This is a genomic window from Photobacterium swingsii (assembly GCF_024346715.1).
Classification (GTDB): Bacteria; Pseudomonadota; Gammaproteobacteria; order Enterobacterales; family Vibrionaceae; genus Photobacterium; species Photobacterium swingsii.
In genome coordinates this window covers 3,370,987-3,394,315 of the sequence record NZ_AP024852.1, presented here as the reverse complement: position 1 = coordinate 3,394,315, position 23,329 = coordinate 3,370,987, and the positions used below count along the sequence as shown (strand labels likewise).

At 46.2% G+C, this 23,329-nt stretch carries 13 protein-coding genes, 4 tRNA genes and 5 rRNA genes; 14 read left to right on the top strand and 8 right to left on the bottom strand.

Translation table 11 applies throughout. The features are described 5' to 3' along the window. The first annotated feature begins 2 nt into the window (after nt 1-2). The 10 genes from OCU77_RS15280 to OCU77_RS15235 all read left to right on the top strand — a co-directional run bounded on the left by OCU77_RS15280 (nt 3) and on the right by OCU77_RS15235 (nt 10,434). Nucleotides 3-2,894: ribosomal RNA gene (locus tag OCU77_RS15280) — 23S ribosomal RNA — on the top strand. A gap of 127 nt (nt 2,895-3,021) precedes the next feature. Continuing rightward, a 5S ribosomal RNA gene (rrf, locus tag OCU77_RS15275) occupies nt 3,022-3,137 on the top strand. A gap of 407 nt (nt 3,138-3,544) precedes the next feature. Continuing rightward, nucleotides 3,545-5,087: ribosomal RNA gene (locus OCU77_RS15270) — 16S ribosomal RNA — on the top strand. Nucleotides 5,088-5,183: 96 nt separating this feature from the next. Then, nucleotides 5,184-5,259 (top strand) — tRNA-Glu (locus OCU77_RS15265). 1 nt (nt 5,260) lies between these two features. Continuing rightward, nucleotides 5,261-5,336: transfer RNA gene (locus OCU77_RS15260), tRNA-Lys, on the top strand. Between the two features lie 31 nt (nt 5,337-5,367). Further along, a tRNA-Val gene (locus tag OCU77_RS15255) sits at nt 5,368-5,443 on the top strand. Between the two features lie 314 nt (nt 5,444-5,757). After that, nucleotides 5,758-8,649: ribosomal RNA gene (locus OCU77_RS15250) — 23S ribosomal RNA — on the top strand. A 127-nt stretch (nt 8,650-8,776) separates the two neighbouring features. Next, a 5S ribosomal RNA gene (rrf, locus tag OCU77_RS15245) occupies nt 8,777-8,892 on the top strand. The 16S, 23S and 5S rRNA genes sit together here with 4 tRNA genes alongside, the layout of an rRNA operon. Before the next feature lie 66 nt (nt 8,893-8,958). Then, nucleotides 8,959-9,035 (top strand) — tRNA-Asp (locus OCU77_RS15240). 340 nt (nt 9,036-9,375) lie between these two features. Continuing rightward, nucleotides 9,376-10,434, top strand: a complete 1,059-nt coding sequence (locus OCU77_RS15235; protein WP_107303012.1) for a glycosyltransferase family 9 protein — start codon at nt 9,376-9,378, stop codon at nt 10,432-10,434. A gap of 36 nt (nt 10,435-10,470) precedes the next feature. Here the strand turns inward: OCU77_RS15235 and OCU77_RS15230 are convergent, their stop codons facing one another. The 6 genes from OCU77_RS15230 to OCU77_RS15205 form a co-directional block, all read right to left on the bottom strand. Beyond that, a complete protein-coding gene (locus tag OCU77_RS15230) occupies nt 10,471-11,340 on the bottom strand; it encodes a TIGR03899 family protein (protein WP_048899409.1) in 870 nt (289 codons plus the stop codon). Nucleotides 11,341-11,485: 145 nt separating this feature from the next. Then, nucleotides 11,486-11,971 carry a DUF3299 domain-containing protein gene (locus tag OCU77_RS15225; protein ID WP_048899410.1) on the bottom strand — a complete coding sequence of 162 codons (486 nt, stop codon included), beginning with the start codon at nt 11,969-11,971 and terminating at the stop codon, nt 11,486-11,488. 9 nt (nt 11,972-11,980) lie between these two features. Beyond that, nucleotides 11,981-13,240 carry an ABC transporter permease gene (locus tag OCU77_RS15220; RefSeq protein WP_048899411.1) on the bottom strand — a complete coding sequence of 420 codons (1,260 nt, stop codon included), beginning with the start codon at nt 13,238-13,240 and terminating at the stop codon, nt 11,981-11,983. Next, nucleotides 13,237-13,932 (bottom strand): ABC transporter ATP-binding protein, encoded by a 696-nt coding sequence (locus tag OCU77_RS15215; RefSeq protein WP_048899412.1) that lies wholly within the window; start codon nt 13,930-13,932, stop codon nt 13,237-13,239. Before OCU77_RS15215 ends, OCU77_RS15220 begins: the two co-directional genes overlap by 4 nt. A gap of 41 nt (nt 13,933-13,973) precedes the next feature. Next, on the bottom strand, nt 13,974-14,711 hold the full coding sequence (zrgA, locus tag OCU77_RS15210; protein ID WP_048899413.1) for a zinc uptake protein ZrgA: 738 nt from the start codon (nt 14,709-14,711) through the stop codon (nt 13,974-13,976). A 191-nt stretch (nt 14,712-14,902) separates the two neighbouring features. Then, nucleotides 14,903-15,454 (bottom strand): YtfJ family protein, encoded by a 552-nt coding sequence (locus OCU77_RS15205; RefSeq protein WP_048899414.1) that lies wholly within the window; start codon nt 15,452-15,454, stop codon nt 14,903-14,905. A 279-nt stretch (nt 15,455-15,733) separates the two neighbouring features. On the opposite strand from OCU77_RS15205, the gene OCU77_RS15200 reads away from it, so the two are divergent. Continuing rightward, nucleotides 15,734-15,943 carry a DUF1107 domain-containing protein gene (locus OCU77_RS15200; RefSeq protein ID WP_048899415.1) on the top strand — a complete coding sequence of 70 codons (210 nt, stop codon included), beginning with the start codon at nt 15,734-15,736 and terminating at the stop codon, nt 15,941-15,943. A gap of 33 nt (nt 15,944-15,976) precedes the next feature. On the opposite strand, the gene msrA is transcribed toward OCU77_RS15200, so the two are convergent. Continuing rightward, a complete protein-coding gene (msrA, locus tag OCU77_RS15195) occupies nt 15,977-16,621 on the bottom strand; it encodes a peptide-methionine (S)-S-oxide reductase MsrA (protein ID WP_048899416.1) in 645 nt (214 codons plus the stop codon). Between the two features lie 167 nt (nt 16,622-16,788). On the opposite strand from msrA, the gene tamA reads away from it, so the two are divergent. The 3 genes from tamA to OCU77_RS15180 are packed head-to-tail and all read left to right on the top strand — an operon-like array spanning nt 16,789 to nt 22,624. Beyond that, nucleotides 16,789-18,510, top strand: a complete 1,722-nt coding sequence (gene tamA, locus OCU77_RS15190) for an autotransporter assembly complex protein TamA (RefSeq protein WP_107303013.1) — start codon at nt 16,789-16,791, stop codon at nt 18,508-18,510. Next, nucleotides 18,507-22,262, top strand: a complete 3,756-nt coding sequence (tamB, locus tag OCU77_RS15185; RefSeq protein ID WP_048899417.1) for an autotransporter assembly complex protein TamB — start codon at nt 18,507-18,509, stop codon at nt 22,260-22,262. The genes tamA and tamB overlap by 4 nt, the downstream gene beginning before the upstream one ends. A gap of 8 nt (nt 22,263-22,270) precedes the next feature. Further along, complete coding sequence (locus OCU77_RS15180; protein ID WP_107303014.1) at nt 22,271-22,624, top strand: gamma-glutamylcyclotransferase family protein; 354 nt, start codon at nt 22,271-22,273, stop codon at nt 22,622-22,624. A 100-nt stretch (nt 22,625-22,724) separates the two neighbouring features. On the opposite strand, the gene ppa is transcribed toward OCU77_RS15180, so the two are convergent. Further along, on the bottom strand, nt 22,725-23,252 hold the full coding sequence (gene ppa / locus OCU77_RS15175) for an inorganic diphosphatase (RefSeq protein ID WP_048899418.1): 528 nt from the start codon (nt 23,250-23,252) through the stop codon (nt 22,725-22,727). Between the last annotated feature and the right edge of the window lie 77 nt (nt 23,253-23,329).

Sequence of the window (23,329 nt, the reverse complement as noted above, 5' to 3'; positions counted from 1 at the left end):
ATGGTTAAGTGACTAAGCGTACACGGTGGATGCCTTGGCAGTCAGAGGCGATGAAGGACGTATTAACTTGCGATAAGCCCAGTTTAGATAGTAAAAATCACTTGAGACTGGGATTTCCGAATGGGGAAACCCAACTGCATAAGCAGTTATCGTTACGTGAATACATAGCGTAACGAGGCGAACCGGGGGAACTGAAACATCTAAGTACCCCGAGGAAGAGAAATCAACCGAGATTCCGACAGTAGCGGCGAGCGAAATCGGATTAGCCCTTAAGCTAGTCTTGCGTTAGGTGAACAAGCTGGAAAGCTTGGCGATACAGGGTGATAGCCCCGTAACCGACAACGCATTACAAGTGAAAACGAGTAGGACGGGACACGTGATATCCTGTTTGAACATGGGGGGACCATCCTCCAAGGCTAAATACTCCTGACTGACCGATAGTGAACCAGTACCGTGAGGGAAAGGCGAAAAGAACCCCTGTGAGGGGAGTGAAATAGAACCTGAAACCGTGTACGTACAAGCAGTAGGAGCCCACTTGTTGGGTGACTGCGTACCTTTTGTATAATGGGTCAGCGACTTAATTTTAGTAGCAAGGTTAACCGTTTAGGGGAGCCGTAGGGAAACCGAGTCTTAACTGGGCGTCATAGTTGCTAGGATTAGACCCGAAACCAGGTGATCTAGCCATGGGCAGGTTGAAGGTGAGGTAACACTTACTGGAGGACCGAACCGACTAATGTTGAAAAATTAGCGGATGACTTGTGGCTAGGGGTGAAAGGCCAATCAAACCTGGAGATAGCTGGTTCTCCCCGAAAGCTATTTAGGTAGCGCCTCGGACGAATACTACTGGGGGTAGAGCACTGTTAAGGCTAGGGGGTCATCCCGACTTACCAACCCTTTGCAAACTCCGAATACCAGTAAGTACTATCCGGGAGACACACGGCGGGTGCTAACGTCCGTCGTGGAGAGGGAAACAACCCAGACCGCCAGCTAAGGTCCCAAAGTTATAGCTAAGTGGGAAACGATGTGGGAAGGCTCAGACAGCCAGGATGTTGGCTTAGAAGCAGCCATCATTTAAAGAAAGCGTAATAGCTCACTGGTCGAGTCGGCCTGCGCGGAAGATTTAACGGGGCTAAGCTATACACCGAAGCTGCGGCAATATGACTTGTCATATTGGGTAGGGGAGCGTTCTGTAAGCCGTTGAAGGTGGTCTGTAAGGGCTGCTGGAGGTATCAGAAGTGCGAATGCTGACATGAGTAACGATAAAGGGAGTGAAAAACTCCCTCGCCGGAAGATCAAGGGTTCCTGTCCAACGTTAATCGGGGCAGGGTAAGTCGACCCCTAAGGCGAGGCCGAAAGGCGTAGTCGATGGGAAACAGGTTAATATTCCTGTACTGCTTATAACTGCGATGGGGGGACGGAGAAGGCTAGGTGGGCTTGGCGACGGTCGTCCAAGTTCAAGGGTGTAGGCTGATAGTTTAGGCAAATCCGGACTATCTTAAGGCTGAGACCTGATGTCGAGTCACTACGGTGATGAAGTCATTGATGCCATGCTTCCGGGAAAAGCCTCTAAGCGATAGGTTATACGTAATCGTACTCCAAACCGACACAGGTGATCAGGTAGAGAATACCAAGGCGCTTGAGAGAACTCGGGTGAAGGAACTAGGCAAAATGGTACCGTAACTTCGGGAGAAGGTACGCTCCTCACGGTGATGAGACTTGCTCTCTAAGCTGTAGGGAGTCGCAGATACCAGGTGGCTGCAACTGTTTATTAAAAACACAGCACTGTGCAAAATCGAAAGATGACGTATACGGTGTGACGCCTGCCCGGTGCCGGAAGGTTAATTGATGGGGTTAGACTTCGGTCGAAGCTCTTGATCGAAGCCCCGGTAAACGGCGGCCGTAACTATAACGGTCCTAAGGTAGCGAAATTCCTTGTCGGGTAAGTTCCGACCTGCACGAATGGCGTAATGATGGCCACGCTGTCTCCACCCGAGACTCAGTGAAATTGAAATCGCAGTGAAGATGCTGTGTACCCGCGGCTAGACGGAAAGACCCCGTGAACCTTTACTACAGCTTGGCACTGAACATTGACCCTACATGTGTAGGATAGGTGGGAGCCTTTGAAACCTCGTCGCTAGATGGGGTGGAGGCAATCTTGAAATACCACCCTTGTATGCTTGATGTTCTAACGTCGCCCCCTTATCGGGGGTGCGGACAGTGCCTGGTGGGTAGTTTGACTGGGGCGGTCTCCTCCCAAAGAGTAACGGAGGAGCACGAAGGTGGGCTAATCACGGTCGGACATCGTGAGGTTAGTGCAATGGCATAAGCCCGCTTGACTGCGAGAATGACAATTCGAGCAGGTGCGAAAGCAGGTCATAGTGATCCGGTGGTTCTGAATGGAAGGGCCATCGCTCAACGGATAAAAGGTACTCCGGGGATAACAGGCTGATACCGCCCAAGAGTTCATATCGACGGCGGTGTTTGGCACCTCGATGTCGGCTCATCACATCCTGGGGCTGAAGTCGGTCCCAAGGGTATGGCTGTTCGCCATTTAAAGTGGTACGCGAGCTGGGTTTAGAACGTCGTGAGACAGTTCGGTCCCTATCTGCCGTGGGCGTTAGATGATTGAGAGGGGCTGCTCCTAGTACGAGAGGACCGGAGTGGACGAACCGCTGGTGTTCGGGTTGTGATGCCAATCGCATTGCCCGGTAGCTACGTTCGGAATCGATAAGCGCTGAAAGCATCTAAGCGCGAAGCGAGCCTCAAGATGAGTCATCTCTAGACCTTTAAGGTCTCTAAAGGGTTGTCGAAGACTACGACGTTGATAGGCAGGGTGTGTAAGTGCTGCGAGGCATTGAGCTAACCTGTACTAATTGCCCGTGAGGCTTAACCATACAACACCCAAGGGGTTTTACGGACTCCATGAGCACTTGAATGACGTGTTTGAACGAAATTGTAAACACTAGTTAGATTTTCCCAGATTGTATTTATCGCCTGATGGCGGTAAATAACCCGAATTTGCTTGGCGACCATAGCATTATGGACCCACCTGATCCCATGCCGAACTCAGTAGTGAAACGTAATAGCGCCGATGGTAGTGTGGGGTCTCCCCATGTGAGAGTAGGTCATCGCCAGGCTTCAATTTTGAGAGCCCGTTGGCAACAACGGGCTTTTATTTCGCTCTAGCACCACGTGGTGTGAGCGGAGTCAACATAAGGTTTTTGTGTTTTAATCGAATGATTAAAAAGATGAAAATTTTATCTTGACTTAAAAATCAAGAAGCGTATTATACGCGTCCTGACTTGCTGAAGCGTTTAACGCTAAGGCATTGAAAGTCAACGTTCTTTAACAATTTGACCATGCAATCTGTGTGGGCACTCGTGAAATGAATAGTCAAAAAAGATTATATCAATGAACTGAGTGACCAATACAAATAACAAGTTTACTTATTATTTGGCACAGTCAATTCGAATATCATGACTAGCTTCTAGTTATCGATATTCAATCAGTATTCATTGAGCCGGTCGCAAGACCAACAAAACTTTAATTGAAGAGTTTGATCATGGCTCAGATTGAACGCTGGCGGCAGGCCTAACACATGCAAGTCGAGCGGTAACAGGAAGTAGCTTGCTACTTCGCTGACGAGCGGCGGACGGGTGAGTAATGCCTGGGAATATGCCTTGATGTGGGGGATAACTATTGGAAACGATAGCTAATACCGCATAATGCCTACGGGCCAAAGAGGGGGATCTTCGGACCTCTCGCGTCAAGATTAGCCCAGGTGGGATTAGCTAGTTGGTGGGGTAAAGGCTCACCAAGGCGACGATCCCTAGCTGGTCTGAGAGGATGATCAGCCACACTGGAACTGAGACACGGTCCAGACTCCTACGGGAGGCAGCAGTGGGGAATATTGCACAATGGGGGAAACCCTGATGCAGCCATGCCGCGTGTATGAAGAAGGCCTTCGGGTTGTAAAGTACTTTCAGCAGTGAGGAAGGTGGTAGTGTTAATAGCGCTATCATTTGACGTTAGCTGCAGAAGAAGCACCGGCTAACTCCGTGCCAGCAGCCGCGGTAATACGGAGGGTGCGAGCGTTAATCGGAATTACTGGGCGTAAAGCGCATGCAGGCGGTCTGTTAAGCAAGATGTGAAAGCCCGGGGCTCAACCTCGGAACAGCATTTTGAACTGGCAGACTAGAGTCTTGTAGAGGGGGGTAGAATTTCAGGTGTAGCGGTGAAATGCGTAGAGATCTGAAGGAATACCGGTGGCGAAGGCGGCCCCCTGGACAAAGACTGACGCTCAGATGCGAAAGCGTGGGGAGCAAACAGGATTAGATACCCTGGTAGTCCACGCCGTAAACGATGTCTACTTGGAGGTTGGTGTCTTGAACACTGGCTTTCGGAGCTAACGCGTTAAGTAGACCGCCTGGGGAGTACGGTCGCAAGATTAAAACTCAAATGAATTGACGGGGGCCCGCACAAGCGGTGGAGCATGTGGTTTAATTCGATGCAACGCGAAGAACCTTACCTACTCTTGACATCCAGAGAATTCGCTAGAGATAGCTTAGTGCCTTCGGGAACTCTGAGACAGGTGCTGCATGGCTGTCGTCAGCTCGTGTTGTGAAATGTTGGGTTAAGTCCCGCAACGAGCGCAACCCTTATCCTTGTTTGCCAGCACATAATGGTGGGAACTCCAGGGAGACTGCCGGTGATAAACCGGAGGAAGGTGGGGACGACGTCAAGTCATCATGGCCCTTACGAGTAGGGCTACACACGTGCTACAATGGCGTATACAGAGGGCTGCCAACCAGCGATGGTGAGCGAATCCCAGAAAGTACGTCGTAGTCCGGATTGGAGTCTGCAACTCGACTCCATGAAGTCGGAATCGCTAGTAATCGTGGATCAGAATGCCACGGTGAATACGTTCCCGGGCCTTGTACACACCGCCCGTCACACCATGGGAGTGGGCTGCACCAGAAGTAGATAGCTTAACCTTCGGGAGGGCGTTTACCACGGTGTGGTTCATGACTGGGGTGAAGTCGTAACAAGGTAGCCCTAGGGGAACCTGGGGCTGGATCACCTCCTTAACGATAGACTGCTTGTTTGATGCAGTGTCCACACAGATTGCTTGGTCGAAATGTCAGAGAGCACCATGTTGCCCAACAACATGGTAGAAATACTTAGTCCCATTCGTCTAGAGGCCTAGGACACCGCCCTTTCACGGCGGTAACAGGGGTTCGACTCCCCTATGGGACGCCACGGGTCGTTAGCTCAGTTGGTAGAGCAGTTGACTTTTAATCAATTGGTCGCAGGTTCGAATCCTGCACGACCCACCATTCTTTCTCACGAAGGAATTCAAACTATCGTGGGCGATTAGCTCAGTTGGGAGAGCACCTCCCTTACAAGGAGGGGGTCACTGGTTCGAGCCCGGTATCGCCCACCACTCTCTAACTGTTTTCTGCGTCATGCAGATTCAATGAAGGTTTCCTTTGTTGAGTCCGCTTTTTTGCCGCCGAAAATCATTAGAAAGTGGTTCTTTAGATAGAAACACATGCTCTTTAACAATCTGGAAAGCTGACTAGTACATTCAATCGAATGATTGAATGACAATAGTTTTTATCTTAATGATAAAAACGAGTTCTCAAAACAACACACATTCAAGTGTCTTGTGTAAGAGTCCGGCGAAAAACCAATTTGTGTCCTTATCAGACACACAAACCTTGGTTGTTTGAACATACAGACCCTTTGGGGTTGTATGGTTAAGTGACTAAGCGTACACGGTGGATGCCTTGGCAGTGAGAGGCGATGAAGGACGTATTAACTTGCGATAAGCCCAGTTTAGATAGTAAAAATCACTTGAGACTGGGATTTCCGAATGGGGAAACCCAACTGCATAAGCAGTTATCGTTACGTGAATACATAGCGTAACGAGGCGAACCGGGGGAACTGAAACATCTAAGTACCCCGAGGAAGAGAAATCAACCGAGATTCCGACAGTAGCGGCGAGCGAAATCGGATTAGCCCTTAAGCTAGTCTTGCGTTAGGTGAACAAGCTGGAAAGCTTGGCGATACAGGGTGATAGCCCCGTAACCGACAACGCATTACAAGTGAAAACGAGTAGGACGGGACACGTGATATCCTGTTTGAACATGGGGGGACCATCCTCCAAGGCTAAATACTCCTGACTGACCGATAGTGAACCAGTACCGTGAGGGAAAGGCGAAAAGAACCCCTGTGAGGGGAGTGAAATAGAACCTGAAACCGTGTACGTACAAGCAGTAGGAGCCCACTTGTTGGGTGACTGCGTACCTTTTGTATAATGGGTCAGCGACTTAATTTTAGTAGCAAGGTTAACCGTTTAGGGGAGCCGTAGGGAAACCGAGTCTTAACTGGGCGTCATAGTTGCTAGGATTAGACCCGAAACCAGGTGATCTAGCCATGGGCAGGTTGAAGGTGAGGTAACACTTACTGGAGGACCGAACCGACTAATGTTGAAAAATTAGCGGATGACTTGTGGCTAGGGGTGAAAGGCCAATCAAACCTGGAGATAGCTGGTTCTCCCCGAAAGCTATTTAGGTAGCGCCTCGGACGAATACTACTGGGGGTAGAGCACTGTTAAGGCTAGGGGGTCATCCCGACTTACCAACCCTTTGCAAACTCCGAATACCAGTAAGTACTATCCGGGAGACACACGGCGGGTGCTAACGTCCGTCGTGGAGAGGGAAACAACCCAGACCGCCAGCTAAGGTCCCAAAGTTATAGCTAAGTGGGAAACGATGTGGGAAGGCTCAGACAGCCAGGATGTTGGCTTAGAAGCAGCCATCATTTAAAGAAAGCGTAATAGCTCACTGGTCGAGTCGGCCTGCGCGGAAGATTTAACGGGGCTAAGCTATACACCGAAGCTGCGGCAATATGACTTGTCATATTGGGTAGGGGAGCGTTCTGTAAGCCGTTGAAGGTGGTCTGTAAGGGCTGCTGGAGGTATCAGAAGTGCGAATGCTGACATGAGTAACGATAAAGGGAGTGAAAAACTCCCTCGCCGGAAGATCAAGGGTTCCTGTCCAACGTTAATCGGGGCAGGGTAAGTCGACCCCTAAGGCGAGGCCGAAAGGCGTAGTCGATGGGAAACAGGTTAATATTCCTGTACTGCTTATAACTGCGATGGGGGGACGGAGAAGGCTAGGTGGGCTTGGCGACGGTCGTCCAAGTTCAAGGGTGTAGGCTGATAGTTTAGGCAAATCCGGACTATCTTAAGGCTGAGACCTGATGTCGAGTCACTACGGTGATGAAGTCATTGATGCCATGCTTCCGGGAAAAGCCTCTAAGCGATAGGTTATACGTAATCGTACTCCAAACCGACACAGGTGATCAGGTAGAGAATACCAAGGCGCTTGAGAGAACTCGGGTGAAGGAACTAGGCAAAATGGTACCGTAACTTCGGGAGAAGGTACGCTCCTCACGGTGATGAGACTTGCTCTCTAAGCTGTAGGGAGTCGCAGATACCAGGTGGCTGCAACTGTTTATTAAAAACACAGCACTGTGCAAAATCGAAAGATGACGTATACGGTGTGACGCCTGCCCGGTGCCGGAAGGTTAATTGATGGGGTTAGACTTCGGTCGAAGCTCTTGATCGAAGCCCCGGTAAACGGCGGCCGTAACTATAACGGTCCTAAGGTAGCGAAATTCCTTGTCGGGTAAGTTCCGACCTGCACGAATGGCGTAATGATGGCCACGCTGTCTCCACCCGAGACTCAGTGAAATTGAAATCGCAGTGAAGATGCTGTGTACCCGCGGCTAGACGGAAAGACCCCGTGAACCTTTACTACAGCTTGGCACTGAACATTGACCCTACATGTGTAGGATAGGTGGGAGCCTTTGAAACCTCGTCGCTAGATGGGGTGGAGGCAATCTTGAAATACCACCCTTGTATGCTTGATGTTCTAACGTCGCCCCCTTATCGGGGGTGCGGACAGTGCCTGGTGGGTAGTTTGACTGGGGCGGTCTCCTCCCAAAGAGTAACGGAGGAGCACGAAGGTGGGCTAATCACGGTCGGACATCGTGAGGTTAGTGCAATGGCATAAGCCCGCTTGACTGCGAGAATGACAATTCGAGCAGGTGCGAAAGCAGGTCATAGTGATCCGGTGGTTCTGAATGGAAGGGCCATCGCTCAACGGATAAAAGGTACTCCGGGGATAACAGGCTGATACCGCCCAAGAGTTCATATCGACGGCGGTGTTTGGCACCTCGATGTCGGCTCATCACATCCTGGGGCTGAAGTCGGTCCCAAGGGTATGGCTGTTCGCCATTTAAAGTGGTACGCGAGCTGGGTTTAGAACGTCGTGAGACAGTTCGGTCCCTATCTGCCGTGGGCGTTAGATGATTGAGAGGGGCTGCTCCTAGTACGAGAGGACCGGAGTGGACGAACCGCTGGTGTTCGGGTTGTGATGCCAATCGCATTGCCCGGTAGCTACGTTCGGAATCGATAAGCGCTGAAAGCATCTAAGCGCGAAGCGAGCCTCAAGATGAGTCATCTCTAGACCTTTAAGGTCTCTAAAGGGTTGTCGAAGACTACGACGTTGATAGGCAGGGTGTGTAAGTGCTGCGAGGCATTGAGCTAACCTGTACTAATTGCCCGTGAGGCTTAACCATACAACACCCAAGGGGTTTTACGGACTCCATGAGCACTTGAATGACGTGTTTGAACGAAATTGTAAACACTAGTTAGATTTTCCCAGATTGTATTTATCGCTAATGGCGGTAAATAAAACAGAATTTGCTTGGCGACCATAGCATTATGGACCCACCTGATCCCATGCCGAACTCAGTAGTGAAACGTAATAGCGCCGATGGTAGTGTGGGGTCTCCCCATGTGAGAGTAGGTCATCGCCAGGCTTCAATTTTAGATATACGTATTGAACGACGTGTATCGGATAGGCAGTTAACTGTTTATCACCGTGTGGAGCGGTAGTTCAGTTGGTTAGAATACCGGCCTGTCACGCCGGGGGTCGCGGGTTCGAGTCCCGTCCGCTCCGCCACTTATACTAAGCCCGAGTCTTACGACTTGGGCTTTTTTACATTTGTACTTTGGCGAATCATGGAACGGATACCTGAAGGCGGCGGTTTATCACGCCGAGGACGCGCTGATTTTCGGTGTGGGAAGTCCTGTCCGTTTCGCCACTTTATATCTAAGCCCAAGCCTTGCTGCTTGGGCTTTTTCGTTTGAATAGAATGATACTAGCGGTGCCATTTACGTAGTTTCATTCACCCAATAAGACAAGGTACTTTTGAATCCGTAAATTAAGTGGAGGCAGCTCTGTAATCCACGTATTATGGAGCTTAATATCTTAACTCTTCTACTTTTACGGGAAATTTTTGATGAGCTTTAAAGACTCGCTGCGAAAATTTGATCAATATCGACGAAAAAAAATGATGAAACTTGAGGTGCTCCTGTTTCAAGTTATCAATAACAAAAAGATTATGGTTGATTCGTTGATCAAACCTGAAGACGTTGAAAAGATATTGATTGTTAGAACAAATAAGCGCATCGGTAATATGTTCTTCTTATTACCATTTCTGCATGAGACTGGAAAGTGCTACCCGAATGCTGAAATTGACCTTGTTTTGAATTTGCCTTGGCAAGGGAAGATTTTTGAAAATATCGCAATTAACAAAATATTTTATTCTCACTTTTCTTTTAAAGATATTTTTAAGTGGGGAGAATGTATTAAAGAGCTGAAGAAACAGGATTATGATTTAGTTCTGATGCCTTATCAATCGGTTGGTGATGCCGTTACTTCAGCCTTGATGAATGGACGTAATAAAGCCTCATTTGTCTCTGATATTAATGGTATTGCATTCCCGCATGCTGTTACTGAAGATGGCTGTGAAAGGCACTTTGCTTTCAAGCCTTTAAAAATATTAGAGGGAATCGGCAATCAATTAGAAAAACCCTATGGCTATGAAATTATTTTGTCTGAGGGTGAGGTAGAGTCGGCAACAACAGCTTTACGTGATTTGTCTAAAGATAGTGGGGCTCGCGCGCTTGCATATTTTCGTGGGGCAAGGGGCACTAAAGTGTTGAGTGACAACGTATGGCGAGGGATCGTTGCTAAATTTAAAGACTACGATCCTGAAAATACCATTTGTGTTGAAATCTTGAGTCCTGATATTCAAACGCCTTTAGAGGGCGATACGCAAGTTTATCAAAATGCAGATATGCGTGCTCTAGCTGCATTTTTAGCACAATGTGACATGTTTATTTGTTCAGATACTGGACCTTTGCATTTGGCTGATGCAGCAGGTGCAAATTGTGTTGGCTTATTTACAGAAACCGATCCAACTGTCTATGGTTGTATTGGTGCTAATACGGTTAATTTAACCGATATTGAGCATATTGATGTCAGCGCAATATACTCTCGGTTAGGTTTGAAATAGTTAACTTATAAACGCTCTTTTAAGGGCGTTTTTTATTTAGCTGGATTCAACCATGAAGTATCGGCTTAACAGGTTAATTAAGTCAGTTTGATACCCTTCATACAGGCTAACAGGCAGTAAGTGAGCGAGTTCATTACCCGTTGGTGTAAAGCGGTAATAAGTTAATGTGCTTATCTTACTGTTGGCTAATATTTTAAAATGATGGTTTTGGTAATTCAGAGGCAGTGCTTGGTGCTGAGATATAGAGCCTGACTCAAGTTCTGATGCGTGGATGATCCCGAGTTCAATGAGTGATAAAAGTTCATGGTAGGGGAGTTGGTATTGCCCAAGAGTTAATTTTGATTGCTCACGCTTAGGAATAACAAGCAGGCTCATTTTGTGACTAATTGCGCCAGTGAGTAGTTTTCGTCCTTGATCTGTACCGAAACTACAGCTAAGAGAGCATGCATGCTGAAAGGCATGTGCATCTTTTTTTGTCATATTCTTAAGAGTGTTCAGTGCTTTGATCGAAAAGCTACCTGGTGCTATGACTTCTTTTTTTAGTACTCTTCCCCAGAGTGCTTGCATATTGGCGCTATGAATATTTTTTGCAATCGACATGAATTGTGCCAACCAGTCAGGATCAGGCATGTTTGCACTGTCTTCATTGCTAACGTCATAAGCAATCTTTAGTATCTTTTCTAGATTAGCTTGCTGGGCTTCACGCTCTTTTTGTTCCCGCTGTTGAGTCCGCTGTTCAATTGAACATTCTTCCGTTTCCGTTATTAGGTGATTGACGACAAACAGCTTTGCTATTGCTTCTGTGTATTGTTTGGCGTTTCGTCGGGTAGAAGATGTCTTCTCAGCCGTATTCTGAGTGTTTTTTATTGCCAGCTCTTGGGCAGGTTTATTTGAAGATGTGGTCATGTCGAGTAACTCAATCTAGTAATAGTTCTGTTGTACCAGTAATTAGTCTTAATCGCGAAATGAATTTTGTATTTTGAGATAGGGGGTATCTCGGTAGAAAAAAGGCTAATACAGAATATTAGCCTTTGTGGATTATATTAAGGGGTTACATGTCGTCGTATTCTTCTAGTTGGGTACCTTCGATCAGGTAGCCGACTTCAGCGAGATCATGACTGACATGCTGAGTTTTCAGCTCACCGATAATATAGACAACATCCCAAAGTTGCTGGATGGGAGCACCAGATGGAAATTTCACATAAATAATCTGGTTCGGTGGCGGTGGCGGTACGTGAATACAAGCACCGAAATAAGGAACCAGCAAAAACTCGGTGACAGCTTTATCATCCCCTTCTAGAGGAATAACGAAACCGGGTATTTTCACCTGACTACCATTTAGTTCTTCGCGCACCTTCCCTATTTGGCTTTGTTTTGCTTTACCACCACTGTGATCAATAAAGGCAGCAATGCCCTGCTCATTGATCATTGAACGTTCATTTTCTGGTACTAAATCTAACCAGTCTAACGTTAATGGCTCTGATGCATGTACCAGTAATGGAAATGTGCAGCATAAGGCTAAAAGCCATTTTCTCATGTTGTACCCTTAAATCTTGATTGTCATGCCATCAGACAGTGAGTGTTGATAAGCGCGAATTGCAGGAATAATACCGACTAGGATACCTGCAACTTGAACGACTGCCAGCAATGTTAGCTCATAAATATTTAGAGGCGTGATCTCGATATACATTCCAAAGTGCGTCAGGATAAATGGCTGCGCAAGGAAAAGCAGACCATAGAGCATGATTGTTCCAAGTAGAATACCGAGCGCTGTCAGGAAGGTTGCTTCACTGATTAATAAAAAGAAAATATGGCTTGGCCTTGCTCCTGTTGCACGAAGGATCGCCATTTCACGTCGGCGTTCGTTTAGGCTCGTAAGTAAGCTAGAAAGCATACCTAGTAAACCTGCAATCACAACAAAGCCTGAAACGATGAGTAATGCTTGTTCAGCAATTGACATCATTTGCCACAGTTCATGTAAAGCAATGCCCGGCATAATGGCACTTAATGGTTCTTTGCTATATGTATTAATATAGCGCTGTAATGCAAATGTTTGGATCTTAGAGTTTAGCCCAACCATAAAAGCGGTGATTTGCTTAGGTTTGAATTGCTGTTGTAGCAGCACTTTTGCTTCAGGTGTTGGTCCTAAGCGTGCGCCAGATTCCCATCCTACATGAATGGCTTCAATCGCTTCTAATGAAACGTGAACACTGCGATCTACTGGAGTGCCTGTTGGTGCAAGTATACCCACAACTTTGAAGGGCAAGTTGTCGTGGCGGTTGAACGATTTATCGCTGATCCCATGTGCGATGATAATTTCATCGCCTAATTTGTAGTTTAGTTTTCTGGCAACTTCAGCACCAATAACCGTTTCAAATAACCCCGCAAAGGGTAAGCCTTGATCAAAATTTAGAGGCTGCTTTTTCCCGTATTTATAATGTTCGAAGTAATCACCTGTCGTGCCTATCACTCTAAAACCACGGTGTGAATCGCCAAGTGAGATGGGAATAGCCCATTTCACTGCACGGTGTGAGGTGATTTCTTGGTAGCTTTTCCAATCAATATTATTGGTCGCGTTACCGATGCGAAATACCGAGTAGAGTAATAAATTGACTGAACCTGCGCGTGAGCCCACGATGAGATCTGTACCTGAAATCGTATTGGCAAAACTGGCTTTTGCTTGTGTTCTTACTCGTTCAACGCCTAATAGTAGAGTCACTGAGATTGCTACAGTCAGTATGGTGAGTAATGCGGTCGCTTTTCGGTTCTGCAGGCTTTTCCATGCTAGATGTAAGATAGCCTTCATGATGTTATCTCTTGGTGGATAGTGTTGATGTCATTGAGTGCAACAGTGCGATCAAAAAGCCCTTCTAGCGTTTGATCATGGCTCACAAATAAAAGTGTGGTATTAGAGCGTTCGCACTCAGCCATTAAGAGTCCGATGAAGGCTTCGCGGTTATTTTGATCTAAGGCTGATGTGGGTTCATCTGCAATGAGTAGCTCTGGTTGCCCCATTAGTGCTCGCGCAGCAGCAACTCGTTGTTGTTGGCCTATGCTTAGCTCGCTGATGGGTTTGTGAAGGCAGTCTTGTGGTAAATGAAGCTGTGTTAATAAGCGCTTGGCTTCTTGCTCTAAGCTAGTTGAAATACGTTGCTGGCGTAAGGGAGAAAAGCGGCACGGTAGCATTACATTTTCAAGCACAGATAAATATGGAAGTAGATTAAACATCTGAAATATATAGCCAATGTGATTGGCTCTGAATGTATCTCTTTGCGTTGCTTTTAATTCACTAAACTTTTGCCCAAGGATTGAGATTTCACCTGATGTCGGTTGGCTAATACCTGAGAGTAGCCCTAATAATGTAGATTTTCCGCTCCCGCTTGGGCCTTTAAGAAATACCTTCTCACCTTGCTGCACAGTAAATTGAGGGATAGCTAGTATATCTGCTTGCTGTCGCGCCCAGCGAAATGTGAGGTTTGAAATATTGATAACAGTCATGCTTGTTTTCCTAAAGAGGGGCGTGAGCCCCTCTTATTTTATTAGAAGGTAAACTGGGTTTGTGCAGGTGTGAGCTGACCTGCTTTTTGTCCTTTATTGGTGATAGCCTGAATGGTTATTTTCTCGGTTGAGGTGAAATGCTTAAACCAATCCGACTGCATGCTTGTTAGTGTTTCGATGTTGTCGCAATTGAAAGTGTATTGCGCTGAAAACTCACCATGTTGTCCATCACAGTTACAATCATGGTCATCGTGGTTGTGATGTGCATGTTCGTCATGATCGTGGCTATCATGGTCGTGGTGTGCATGTTCGTCATGATCGTGGCTATCATGGTCGTGATGTGCATGATTGTCATGATCGTGGCTATCATGGTCGTGGTGTGCATGTTCGTCATGATCGTGGTTATCATGGTCGTGGTGTACATGTTCATCATGAGCCGTAAGGGTTTCTGTTACGAGAGTGTCTACTAGCGTACATTGTGCACCCGTTGAAAAGGTGAGTAATTGCTGAGGTTGAGCAAGCGTTTTCAGCGCACTATTTAGTGCTTTTTTTTGTTCATCATTTTTTGGTGCGTGCTCGAAACCGACAACGTCGGCACCTGGAGCGGTAATTTCAACGAGTAGGGCGTTGGCATCTTGTGCGATATTGAGTTCAACGACACCGTGAACATGCGCGCCATGCTGACGATATTCACTTTCATCGTGATGATTGTGTGCTAAAGCTTGCCCTGTGATGAGTGAGCTTACGAGTGTGGCGAATACAGTGCGGCGGATCGTCATGTTTGCTTTCCCTATGGTTGAAAACGATATAAATACAGCGTGACAACAAGGGGGATGTTACAAAGTAAGGAGCAAATGCTTAGTGCGAATTGCTCCCCATTAGCTTTGTATCAAAACCAATGCTGCTACAATGTGTGACATTATAACATTACATTTGGTTCTCTGGTATGGATCGATAAGAATAGGAAGAGTTACAGGTTATTGTTAATGAGATCCATAACTTGCTGAATTTCTTGTGCCGAAAGTTGACCTTCTTGAACGAAAAGCACGGTTCCTTTTGTATCCAGCAGTGCAATCATTGAGTTTTCAGGTTTAAGATCCCAGGCTTGCTGGACGTCTCCATTTGCATCTAAGACCATCGATGACCATGCAAACTCGCGCTTACTGTCCTCGGCTGATGATTTTACAAAACCACCGGTTCCCCAGATCGCGTCATCTTGATTAATGATTGTTGTTGTTTGATATTTGTCTGCAGGTAGGTTTGCAGCTTTGATCGCATCGATCATTGGAGCATTCATTGCTTTAGCGGCACTGCGCCCAGCGATTGCTTGAATAACTCTTACTTTTCCTTCTAGTTGAGCTGTTGTCCAAGCCTGATAAGTTATCTTATCTTGCGTTAATAGAATTTCACCTTTATCTGCGATATCAACACTTGGTAATACTTGTCCTACTTTTAGGTTATGAGCAGATGCTAATGTTGGTAGTAAACCAGCCAGTAAGGTAATGATAAGCTTCTTATTCATTGTTTTTTTCCAGTTTTAGTTAGACGCCTTATTATCTTAGTAAATGCGCGTCAATCTGGTTATACCAGTTAACAAGATTAGACATGAATCACTTTATTTTTTGTTGTTAATCATAATTAAAACGGTTGTCGGTGTGTTTTTGTTCTAGAGTGAAAATGCGCGATGAAGGAAACGCTGAGGAAGGGATTTTTGGCGAATATATTGCATGGTTTTTTATATCAGGTGAATGAAACAAATTTCGTTTCTATTGGTCTATAGCTATGTGAAAGAGAGGAACTCATGCTAAAAATATTTAAACAATATCGACCAAATCAAATTGCCCGCTATGTGAAAAGTTACTTCAGAGGGCGTTTGTTTATTATGGGAGTAGGAGCCTTTGAGTTTGATTGTGGGCGCTTACTGCCGCCTAAATCCCAAGACTTAAAAGCCTTGAGTGCATTAACCGAGGTGAACAAGGAAATTCAGTTACTTGCAGCGGAAGCTTATTGATACCCACGTCATCTCGCGGGTATCGTCGAAGTCTTAAGTCTTTAATGAAGGTGGTAAACAGATCCCTGTACCTCCTAGCCCACAGTAGCCATTTGGATTTTTTGCTAAATATTGCTGATGGTACTCTTCTGCAAAATAAAACGTGCTCGCGGCTTGAATTTCAGTAGTGATAGCTGCCATCACCTTGTTGTCAGCAAGTGCTTGTTGGTATTTCTTTAGGCTTGTGATTGAGCTGGTGTGTTGTGAATCGGAGTTAGTGTAAATCGCTGAGCGGTACTGGGTGCCGGTGTCGTTTCCTTGCTTCATGCCCTGAGTTGGGTTGTGGTTTTCCCAAAAGAGTGCAAGTAGCTGGTGTAGTGAAATGATTTCAGGGTCAAAGATAATTCTGACTACTTCTGTATGCCCTGTTTTTCCTGAGCAGACTTCATCGTAGCTGGGGTTTGGCGTAAAGCCGCCACAGTAGCCAACCGCCGTGCTATAAATACCATCTTGTTGACAGAATAAACGTTCCGCTCCCCAAAAGCAGCCCATTCCGACAATGAGAGAATCACAACCTGCTGGAATATCATCATTGAGTGGAGTGCCGAGTACAGTATGTGGGTGGCTTAGCTTAATAGCGGTTGCTCTACCAATAAGAGCTGCATCCTGCGAGATCATGGTTTGTTTTGTCAGCGCCATTATTACTTCCTTTTTATGCTGCTTGGTATAAAGAAAATAGTGAAATTACGTGACACAATCAATGATCAATTTTTTGCAAAATAAATACTGGCGACTAAGCGCGTGGTTTGTCAGAATATTTTGTACGCACCTTGGTTCACGACTTTAGAAAAAGAAGCAAAATAAGAATGAATTCATTGTATAAGCGGTTTAGCTTTCCCGCTCTAGCTCTCCTGTTTTCTTTTCCCGCCAGTGCGAGCACAGATCTAACGATTACAGGACTGAGTGGTAGCCTTGAAGATAATGTCGATGCTTATATTCAAGGGATCCCTGAAGACGAATACAGCACATCACTTCGCTTTCGAGAGCAACTCGAAAATGAAATAAAGTCAGCATTAAAAGCATTAGGCCATTATCAGCCAACCTTTACTTATGATGTAAAAGAAGGGAAAAACAGCGAGCTGACTGTGACAGTGGATGCTGGACCACAAACGCGTATTGCTCGTAGTAATATTGATATTCGTGGGATGGCTAAAGACGATATCGATTTTATCGCGCTAGTGCGCAACAGTGGCATGGGGTTAGGTGAACCACTGAACCACGGTAAGTACGAAGCATTAAAATCCGCGTTAAGCAGCCTTGCCCTGCGTAAAGGTTACTTTGATGCGAAGTTTGAGAAGAGTGTGATGGAGGTTGCCCCATCGCGCAGTGAAGCTTTTATCCTTATCTCTTTTGATAGTGGGATCCGCTATAACTTTGGTGAGACTGTATTCACAGGTAGCCAGATTGACGAAGATCGTTTGCAGTCGTTGATCCCCTATGATGAAGATGAGCCTTACTTAGCATCTAAGCTCGGTGAGTTTAATCAGCGCTTATCAAATGTAGGTTGGTTCTCTTCGATTTTTGTTGGTGGTGATGTTTCTAAGCTAGAAGATAATGAAATTCCTGTTCGAGTCAGTTTAGCCCCACAGGTTCGTAACCAGATTGAAACCGGTATTGGTTTTTCGACTGATACTGGTCCGCGTTTAAAATTTAACTGGAAAAAGCCGTGGATCAACAGTGCAGGGCACAGCCTGAGCGTTAAAACTGAAATCTCAGCGGTGCAGCCAAAAATTGAAGCCACCTATAAAATCCCACTCGATGATGTTTTAAATGATTACTACCAGATTGTGGGCGGCTTAAGCTACACCGACAATCACGATACAGTGAGTACTCAGCTTACATTAGGTCTTGAGCGTCATTGGTTGCTAAAACATGGGTGGAAACGTATCGCGTCATTACGTTGGTTAACGGAAGATTACAAACAAGGGAATAATGAAAAAGGCGTGTTGAACATGCTGATTCCGGGTGTGACGTATAGTAAAACCCGCGCACGTGGTGGTGCGATGCCAACTTGGGCTGATAAGCATTTAATCTCGGTTGAGTATGCCGATCCCGCTTTGGGCTCAGATACGCGTATTGCTCGTTTTCGTGGCCGTAGTGCGTGGATTCGTAGTGCAGGAGAGAATCATCGTGGGCTATTACGTCTTGATGGTGGCGCAGTTGTTGCTGATCGTATTGAAGATGTCCCACCTTCTATGCGTTTTTTCATTGGCGGTGATAACAGCCTACGCGGCTATGGCTACGAGACCATTGCGCCAAGGGATAATGATAATAAACTTCGCGGTGGTCAGTACATGCTGACCAGTTCCGTTGAATACCAATATCGAGTATACGGCGATTGGTGGGGAGCGCTTTTCTATGACTATGGCTCTGCGTGGATTGATTCACCTGACTGGAAAAGTGGTGCCGGTGTCGGCGTACGCTGGGCATCGCCAGTAGGCCCTATTCGTTTTGATGTTGCATGGGGGCTTGATCGCCCATCCGATGATCGTATCCAACTCCACTTTACCTTAGGGCCTGAATTATGATTTGGCTTAAGCGTATTTCTATTGCAGTTATCGCAACGCTTATTTTTCTCGTTATTGTACTGGCTACTTTGCTATATACCCCTGCTGGGGTAAAGGTGGCTGCGTGGGGGGCACAAAAAGCACTGCCTGCGTTAACGATTTCAGGTGTGCAAGGGGCACTTTTCCGTGGTTTTCAGCTTGAGAATGTTCGTTATCAAGATCAAGGGATCGACTTACAGGCCGATCGTCTGCACCTGGATCTCGATGATCGTTGTTTGTTGACCCCTGAAGTGTGTGTGCGAGAACTTGCGATATCTGGTGTGCAATTTTCGATGCCAAGGTTACCGGAAAGCTCGTCAGATGAAGCGCCAGTAGAAGAGGGAGCGACGACAGCATCGATTACTTTACCCTTACCGATTAGCATTGATCGGGTGCTGCTTGATGATATCGACCTAGATATTTTGGGTAATAAGGTGCGTTGGCAGCACTTTTCAACTGCGGCTGAGTTAGTTGGATCTTTGGTAACACTCAAGCCGACAGATTGGCAAGATATTGAGCTGACACTCGCAAAAACGGAGACAAGCCCAGAGCAAACGCCGAAAGCTGTTGAACCTGCAGATAAAACGGATGAAGCCATTGCTTTACCTGAAGTGCTCTTGCCATTGGATTTTGATGTGCAGCGTTTCACAGTGAAAAACTTTACATTGAAAGGAGAAACACCACAGGTTGTTAATCAACTGGAGCTGGTGGCTTCAGCGCAAGGGCATGACGTTAATGTTTCGAAGCTATTCCTTGATGTGCCCCAAGCCGTACTAAATGCATCCACCCATGTATCTTTGTTAGATGATTATCCTCTGACGCTCGATGCCGTTGTTGATATTGCCATGGCGCCGTTAAGTGGCCATCAACTGGCACTTAAAGCCGATGGCAGCATAGGTAAGTTAGCGTTAAATGCGAAGCTAAAAGGTACGATAGACGCAGTATTAGCGGGTAAGTTATCACCGTTAGATCCAAAGCTACCGTTCGATCTATCGTTAAAGAGTCACCATATCCAATGGCCTATTGATAGCAAAGCAGAATTTGAAGTTGCTGATACCTCACTCAAAGCGAAAGGTAGTCTAGATGGCTTTAATTTTGATCTAAAGAGCGCGATTGATGGCGAACCTATGCCTGCCGTGGCTGTTGATTTAAAAGGAAGCGGAGACTTAGAAAAAGTTTCACTCTCATCGTTGAAGGTCAATACATTAGGTGGGGTGATTACTGGTAAAGCCAAAGCGAACTGGAAGAAAAATGTTGTTTGGCAGGGACAGCTGGCGTTTGCAGATATTCAGCCGGACAAACAATGGTCAGAAGTTCCAGGTAAATTAAGTGGACAGCTACAGACATCGGGCGGACTGACAACCAAAGGAGGCTGGTTTGTTAAACTTCCTGTCTTGAGCGTTGATGGCAATGTGATGTCGCAAGACTTCTCGCTAAAAGGGCAGCTTGATGCCAAAGATATTGCGGGTAACGGTAATATTGAATTGGTCACCAATGGCTTGTCTTTAAATCATGGTCCGAATGGTTTAGTGGCGAAAGGTTCGTTAGCTAAAAACTGGGACATGACAGCTAGAATTAATGCACCGAATTTAGCTCAATCCATACCAGATGTTCGCGGCTCTGTTATTGGTAATGTGGCTTTGTCAGGCAAGATGCTAGAGCCTGATATCCAGCTAGATTTGGAAGGCCAAGCTCTAGGTTGGCAAGAATTAGCAAGCTTACAAGCATTTAACTTAACTGGTCGTGTATCGCCGCTACCACAACTGAATGCTGATATTGCTTTAACCGCCCAGAATGGGCAGTACGAAGAGACTAAATTAAAAGATCTATCGCTTACTTTTACGGGAACTGAAAAGCAGCATGAATTGGTCGTGGATATCGACGCAGAACCTGCGAGTGCACAGCTGCGTTTAACTGGCGCCTTAGATCGTAAGCTGGGCTGGCAAGGTGTTTTACAGCAAGCAGAATTTGGTACTCCGGTTGGACCATGGCGCTTAAATCAACCCACAGCGCTTGGCTACAACCTAAAAACGGAGTTGGCGACGGTTGCTGCGCATTGTTGGCAACAAAATTCAGCGGGATTATGTTTAGTTGAGCCACTAGAAGCAGGCAAGTCAGGCCACGCCAAACTTGCACTTAAGCGATTTGATTTCGACATCATTAAACCTTTCTTACCACCTGAGTTAATTGTTAAGGGCGAAGTGGGTGCTAACGTTGAAGCTGTATGGGCGCCAGAATCGGCTCCATACGTAAAAGCGGCTGTCGTCATGCCGGCAGGATCGTTATCGCAGCAAGTTGATGAGACGAAACCACCACTCAATGTTGGTTGGGATAAAGTCACTGTTAATGCTGAAATGAAAAATGATGTACTAAATGCAGATTGGCTTATTGGGGTGAAAGATAACGGTGATGTCAGTGGTCAAGCACGGGTTACCCAGTTGACGGCCGAACAGCAAATTGATGCCAAAGTGAAGATTGATCGCTTCATGCTCGACTTTTTACACCCCTTGTTAAATGACTTCCGTGATTTTGGTGGCCAAGTCGATGCTGATATTCACCTAACAGGGGCGGCACTGCATCCAGCGGTAAATGGTGGCTTGAGTGTCAGTAAAGTGAAACTCAGTGGTAAAACGGCACCCATCGATGTTGAGCAAGCTGATTTAACGGCAACCTTCTCTGGTTTTGGTGCAGTTATTAACGGTAATGTGATAACGCCAGATGGTAAGTTATTACTCCGCGGTAAAGCGGATTGGACTGAATTAGACAATTGGCGTACCGAGCTTAATGTGAATGGTGATGAGCTCGCGTTAAGCGTACCACCTATGTTAGCAATGAAAGTGTCACCGCACTTAAAGATAGCGGCATCGCCGAAACAAGCTGAAATTAGCGGTAACATTGGTATCCCATGGGGGCGCATTAAAGTTGATCAGCTACCGCAATCAGCGGTTGCGGTATCGGATGATGAAGTCTTACTCAATGATCAGTTAGAGCCAATAGAAAAAGAAAAACCGATCCCGTTCTCAATTAAAACTAACGTCTTAGTGAAGATTGGTAATGACGTAAAAATTTCAGCATTTGGCCTTAAGGCTAATCTAAAAGGTGATCTTAATGTACGTCAGAAAGACAATGAGCCTTTAGTGTATGGTGAAGTAAATATTAAGGACGGTACTTATCGCTCGTTTGGGCAGGAATTGGTGATCCGTAAAGGACAGATCTTGTTTAATGGCCCAGCAGATCAGCCTTATCTTTCAATGGAAGCGATACGCGATCCTGAAAATATTGAAGATAGTGTGGTGGCCGGTATTCGAGTAACTGGCCCTGCTGATGAGCCTAAGATTGATATCTTCTCTGATCCCGCGATGCCTCAGCAAAACGCGTTGTCGTATATATTACGTGGTAAGGATATCGACAGTGAATCGGGAGACAACAGTAGCGCAATGACCACAGCCTTGATCAGCATGGGACTCGCACAAAGTAGTCAGCTGGTGGGGGATGTTGGTAAAGCATTTGGGGTTCAAGATCTTGCCGTGGATACTGCGGGCTCGGGCGATGATTCCCAAGTGACAATCAGTGGCTATATTGCTCCCGGCTTGCAGGTGAAATATGGCGTGGGGATCTTTAATAGTTTGGGTGAGTTTACAGTGCGTTACCGCTTAATGACTGACTTATACATTGAAGCTATTTCAGGTTTACATAATGCAGTGGATTTACTGTACCAATTTGAATTTGATTAATAGGAAAGGTGATGAGCTTAGTCTTTGTATATGGCACCTTGCGCCAAGGTGAATCGAATCACCATCTCTTAGTGGATGCCAGATTTCTTGGTGGAGCAGAGCTAACGAGGGGTTACGCCTTGTATGATTTGGGCGCCTACCCAGGTGCGGTGGTAGATGAGTCCTCTGCGATAGCCTTATACGGCGAAGTTTACCAAGTGGATACTGCAACGTTTGAGGCATTAGATCGGCTAGAGGAATACCCAACAGGGTATACACGGCAATTGGTTGTTACCCCTTATGGCCACGCTTGGGTATATTTATACTTGCACTCGTTAGACGGGATGCCGCTAATAATCTCGGGTAATTGGTGTCAGCGCTAGCGTGATTTAAGTTGTAACTGCACGAAAATAGAGACGTTAAAGCCCCAAGCACTTCAGTGTTTGGGGCTTTTTTATATGCCTATCATTGTTGTCGCTTGGGTTATTTTTGTGCGCGTTGGTATGACGCTAGAATTTCTTCTTTGGCAGCCGTAACATCACCCCAGCCTTCGACTTTGACCCACTTGCCCGCTTCCAGTTCTTTATAGCGTTCAAAGAAGTGGGTGATTTGTGCTTTCAGTAGTTCAGGTAGATCGCCGACATCTTGAATATGATCGTATTCTTTAGTGAGTTTACTGTGTGGAACCGCGACCACTTTGGCATCTTCGCCCGATTCATCAGACATTTTTAGCACCCCGACAGGGCGACAACGGATCACTGCACCAGGTACGAGTGGGTGTGGTGTGGGAACTAAAACATCAACCGGATCGCCATCGAGTGAGAGGGTTTCGTTTACGTAGCCGTAGTTACATGGGTAAAACATCGGGGTCGACATAAAGCGATCAACGAAAATTGCTCCCGTGTCTTTATCGACTTCATATTTGATTGGATCTGCGTTGGCTGGGATCTCAATCACGACATAGATATCTTCTGGAATGTCCTTACCTGCAGGGACATTATTTAAGCTCATAACGAATTCCTTTTAATGAGTTAAAACACGGTTACATGTCTAGAAGTATAACCAGCAATGATGAAAAAGAAGTGAAA

What these genes read in the sequence shown, in the direction of transcription:
- OCU77_RS15235 (WP_107303012.1), top strand. Translation starts at nt 9,376, where the DNA reads ATGAGCTTTAAAGACTCGCTGCGAAAATTTGATCAATATCGACGAAAA.
- OCU77_RS15230 (WP_048899409.1), bottom strand. Translation starts at nt 11,340, where the DNA reads ATGACCACATCTTCAAATAAACCTGCCCAAGAGCTGGCAATAAAAAAC.
- OCU77_RS15225 (WP_048899410.1), bottom strand. Translation starts at nt 11,971, where the DNA reads ATGAGAAAATGGCTTTTAGCCTTATGCTGCACATTTCCATTACTGGTA.
- OCU77_RS15220 (WP_048899411.1), bottom strand. Translation starts at nt 13,240, where the DNA reads ATGAAGGCTATCTTACATCTAGCATGGAAAAGCCTGCAGAACCGAAAA.
- OCU77_RS15215 (WP_048899412.1), bottom strand. Translation starts at nt 13,932, where the DNA reads ATGACTGTTATCAATATTTCAAACCTCACATTTCGCTGGGCGCGACAG.
- zrgA (WP_048899413.1), bottom strand. Translation starts at nt 14,711, where the DNA reads ATGACGATCCGCCGCACTGTATTCGCCACACTCGTAAGCTCACTCATC.
- OCU77_RS15205 (WP_048899414.1), bottom strand. Translation starts at nt 15,454, where the DNA reads ATGAATAAGAAGCTTATCATTACCTTACTGGCTGGTTTACTACCAACA.
- OCU77_RS15200 (WP_048899415.1), top strand. Translation starts at nt 15,734, where the DNA reads ATGCTAAAAATATTTAAACAATATCGACCAAATCAAATTGCCCGCTAT.
- msrA (WP_048899416.1), bottom strand. Translation starts at nt 16,621, where the DNA reads ATGGCGCTGACAAAACAAACCATGATCTCGCAGGATGCAGCTCTTATT.
- tamA (WP_107303013.1), top strand. Translation starts at nt 16,789, where the DNA reads ATGAATTCATTGTATAAGCGGTTTAGCTTTCCCGCTCTAGCTCTCCTG.
- tamB (WP_048899417.1), top strand. Translation starts at nt 18,507, where the DNA reads ATGATTTGGCTTAAGCGTATTTCTATTGCAGTTATCGCAACGCTTATT.
- ppa (WP_048899418.1), bottom strand. Translation starts at nt 23,252, where the DNA reads ATGAGCTTAAATAATGTCCCTGCAGGTAAGGACATTCCAGAAGATATC.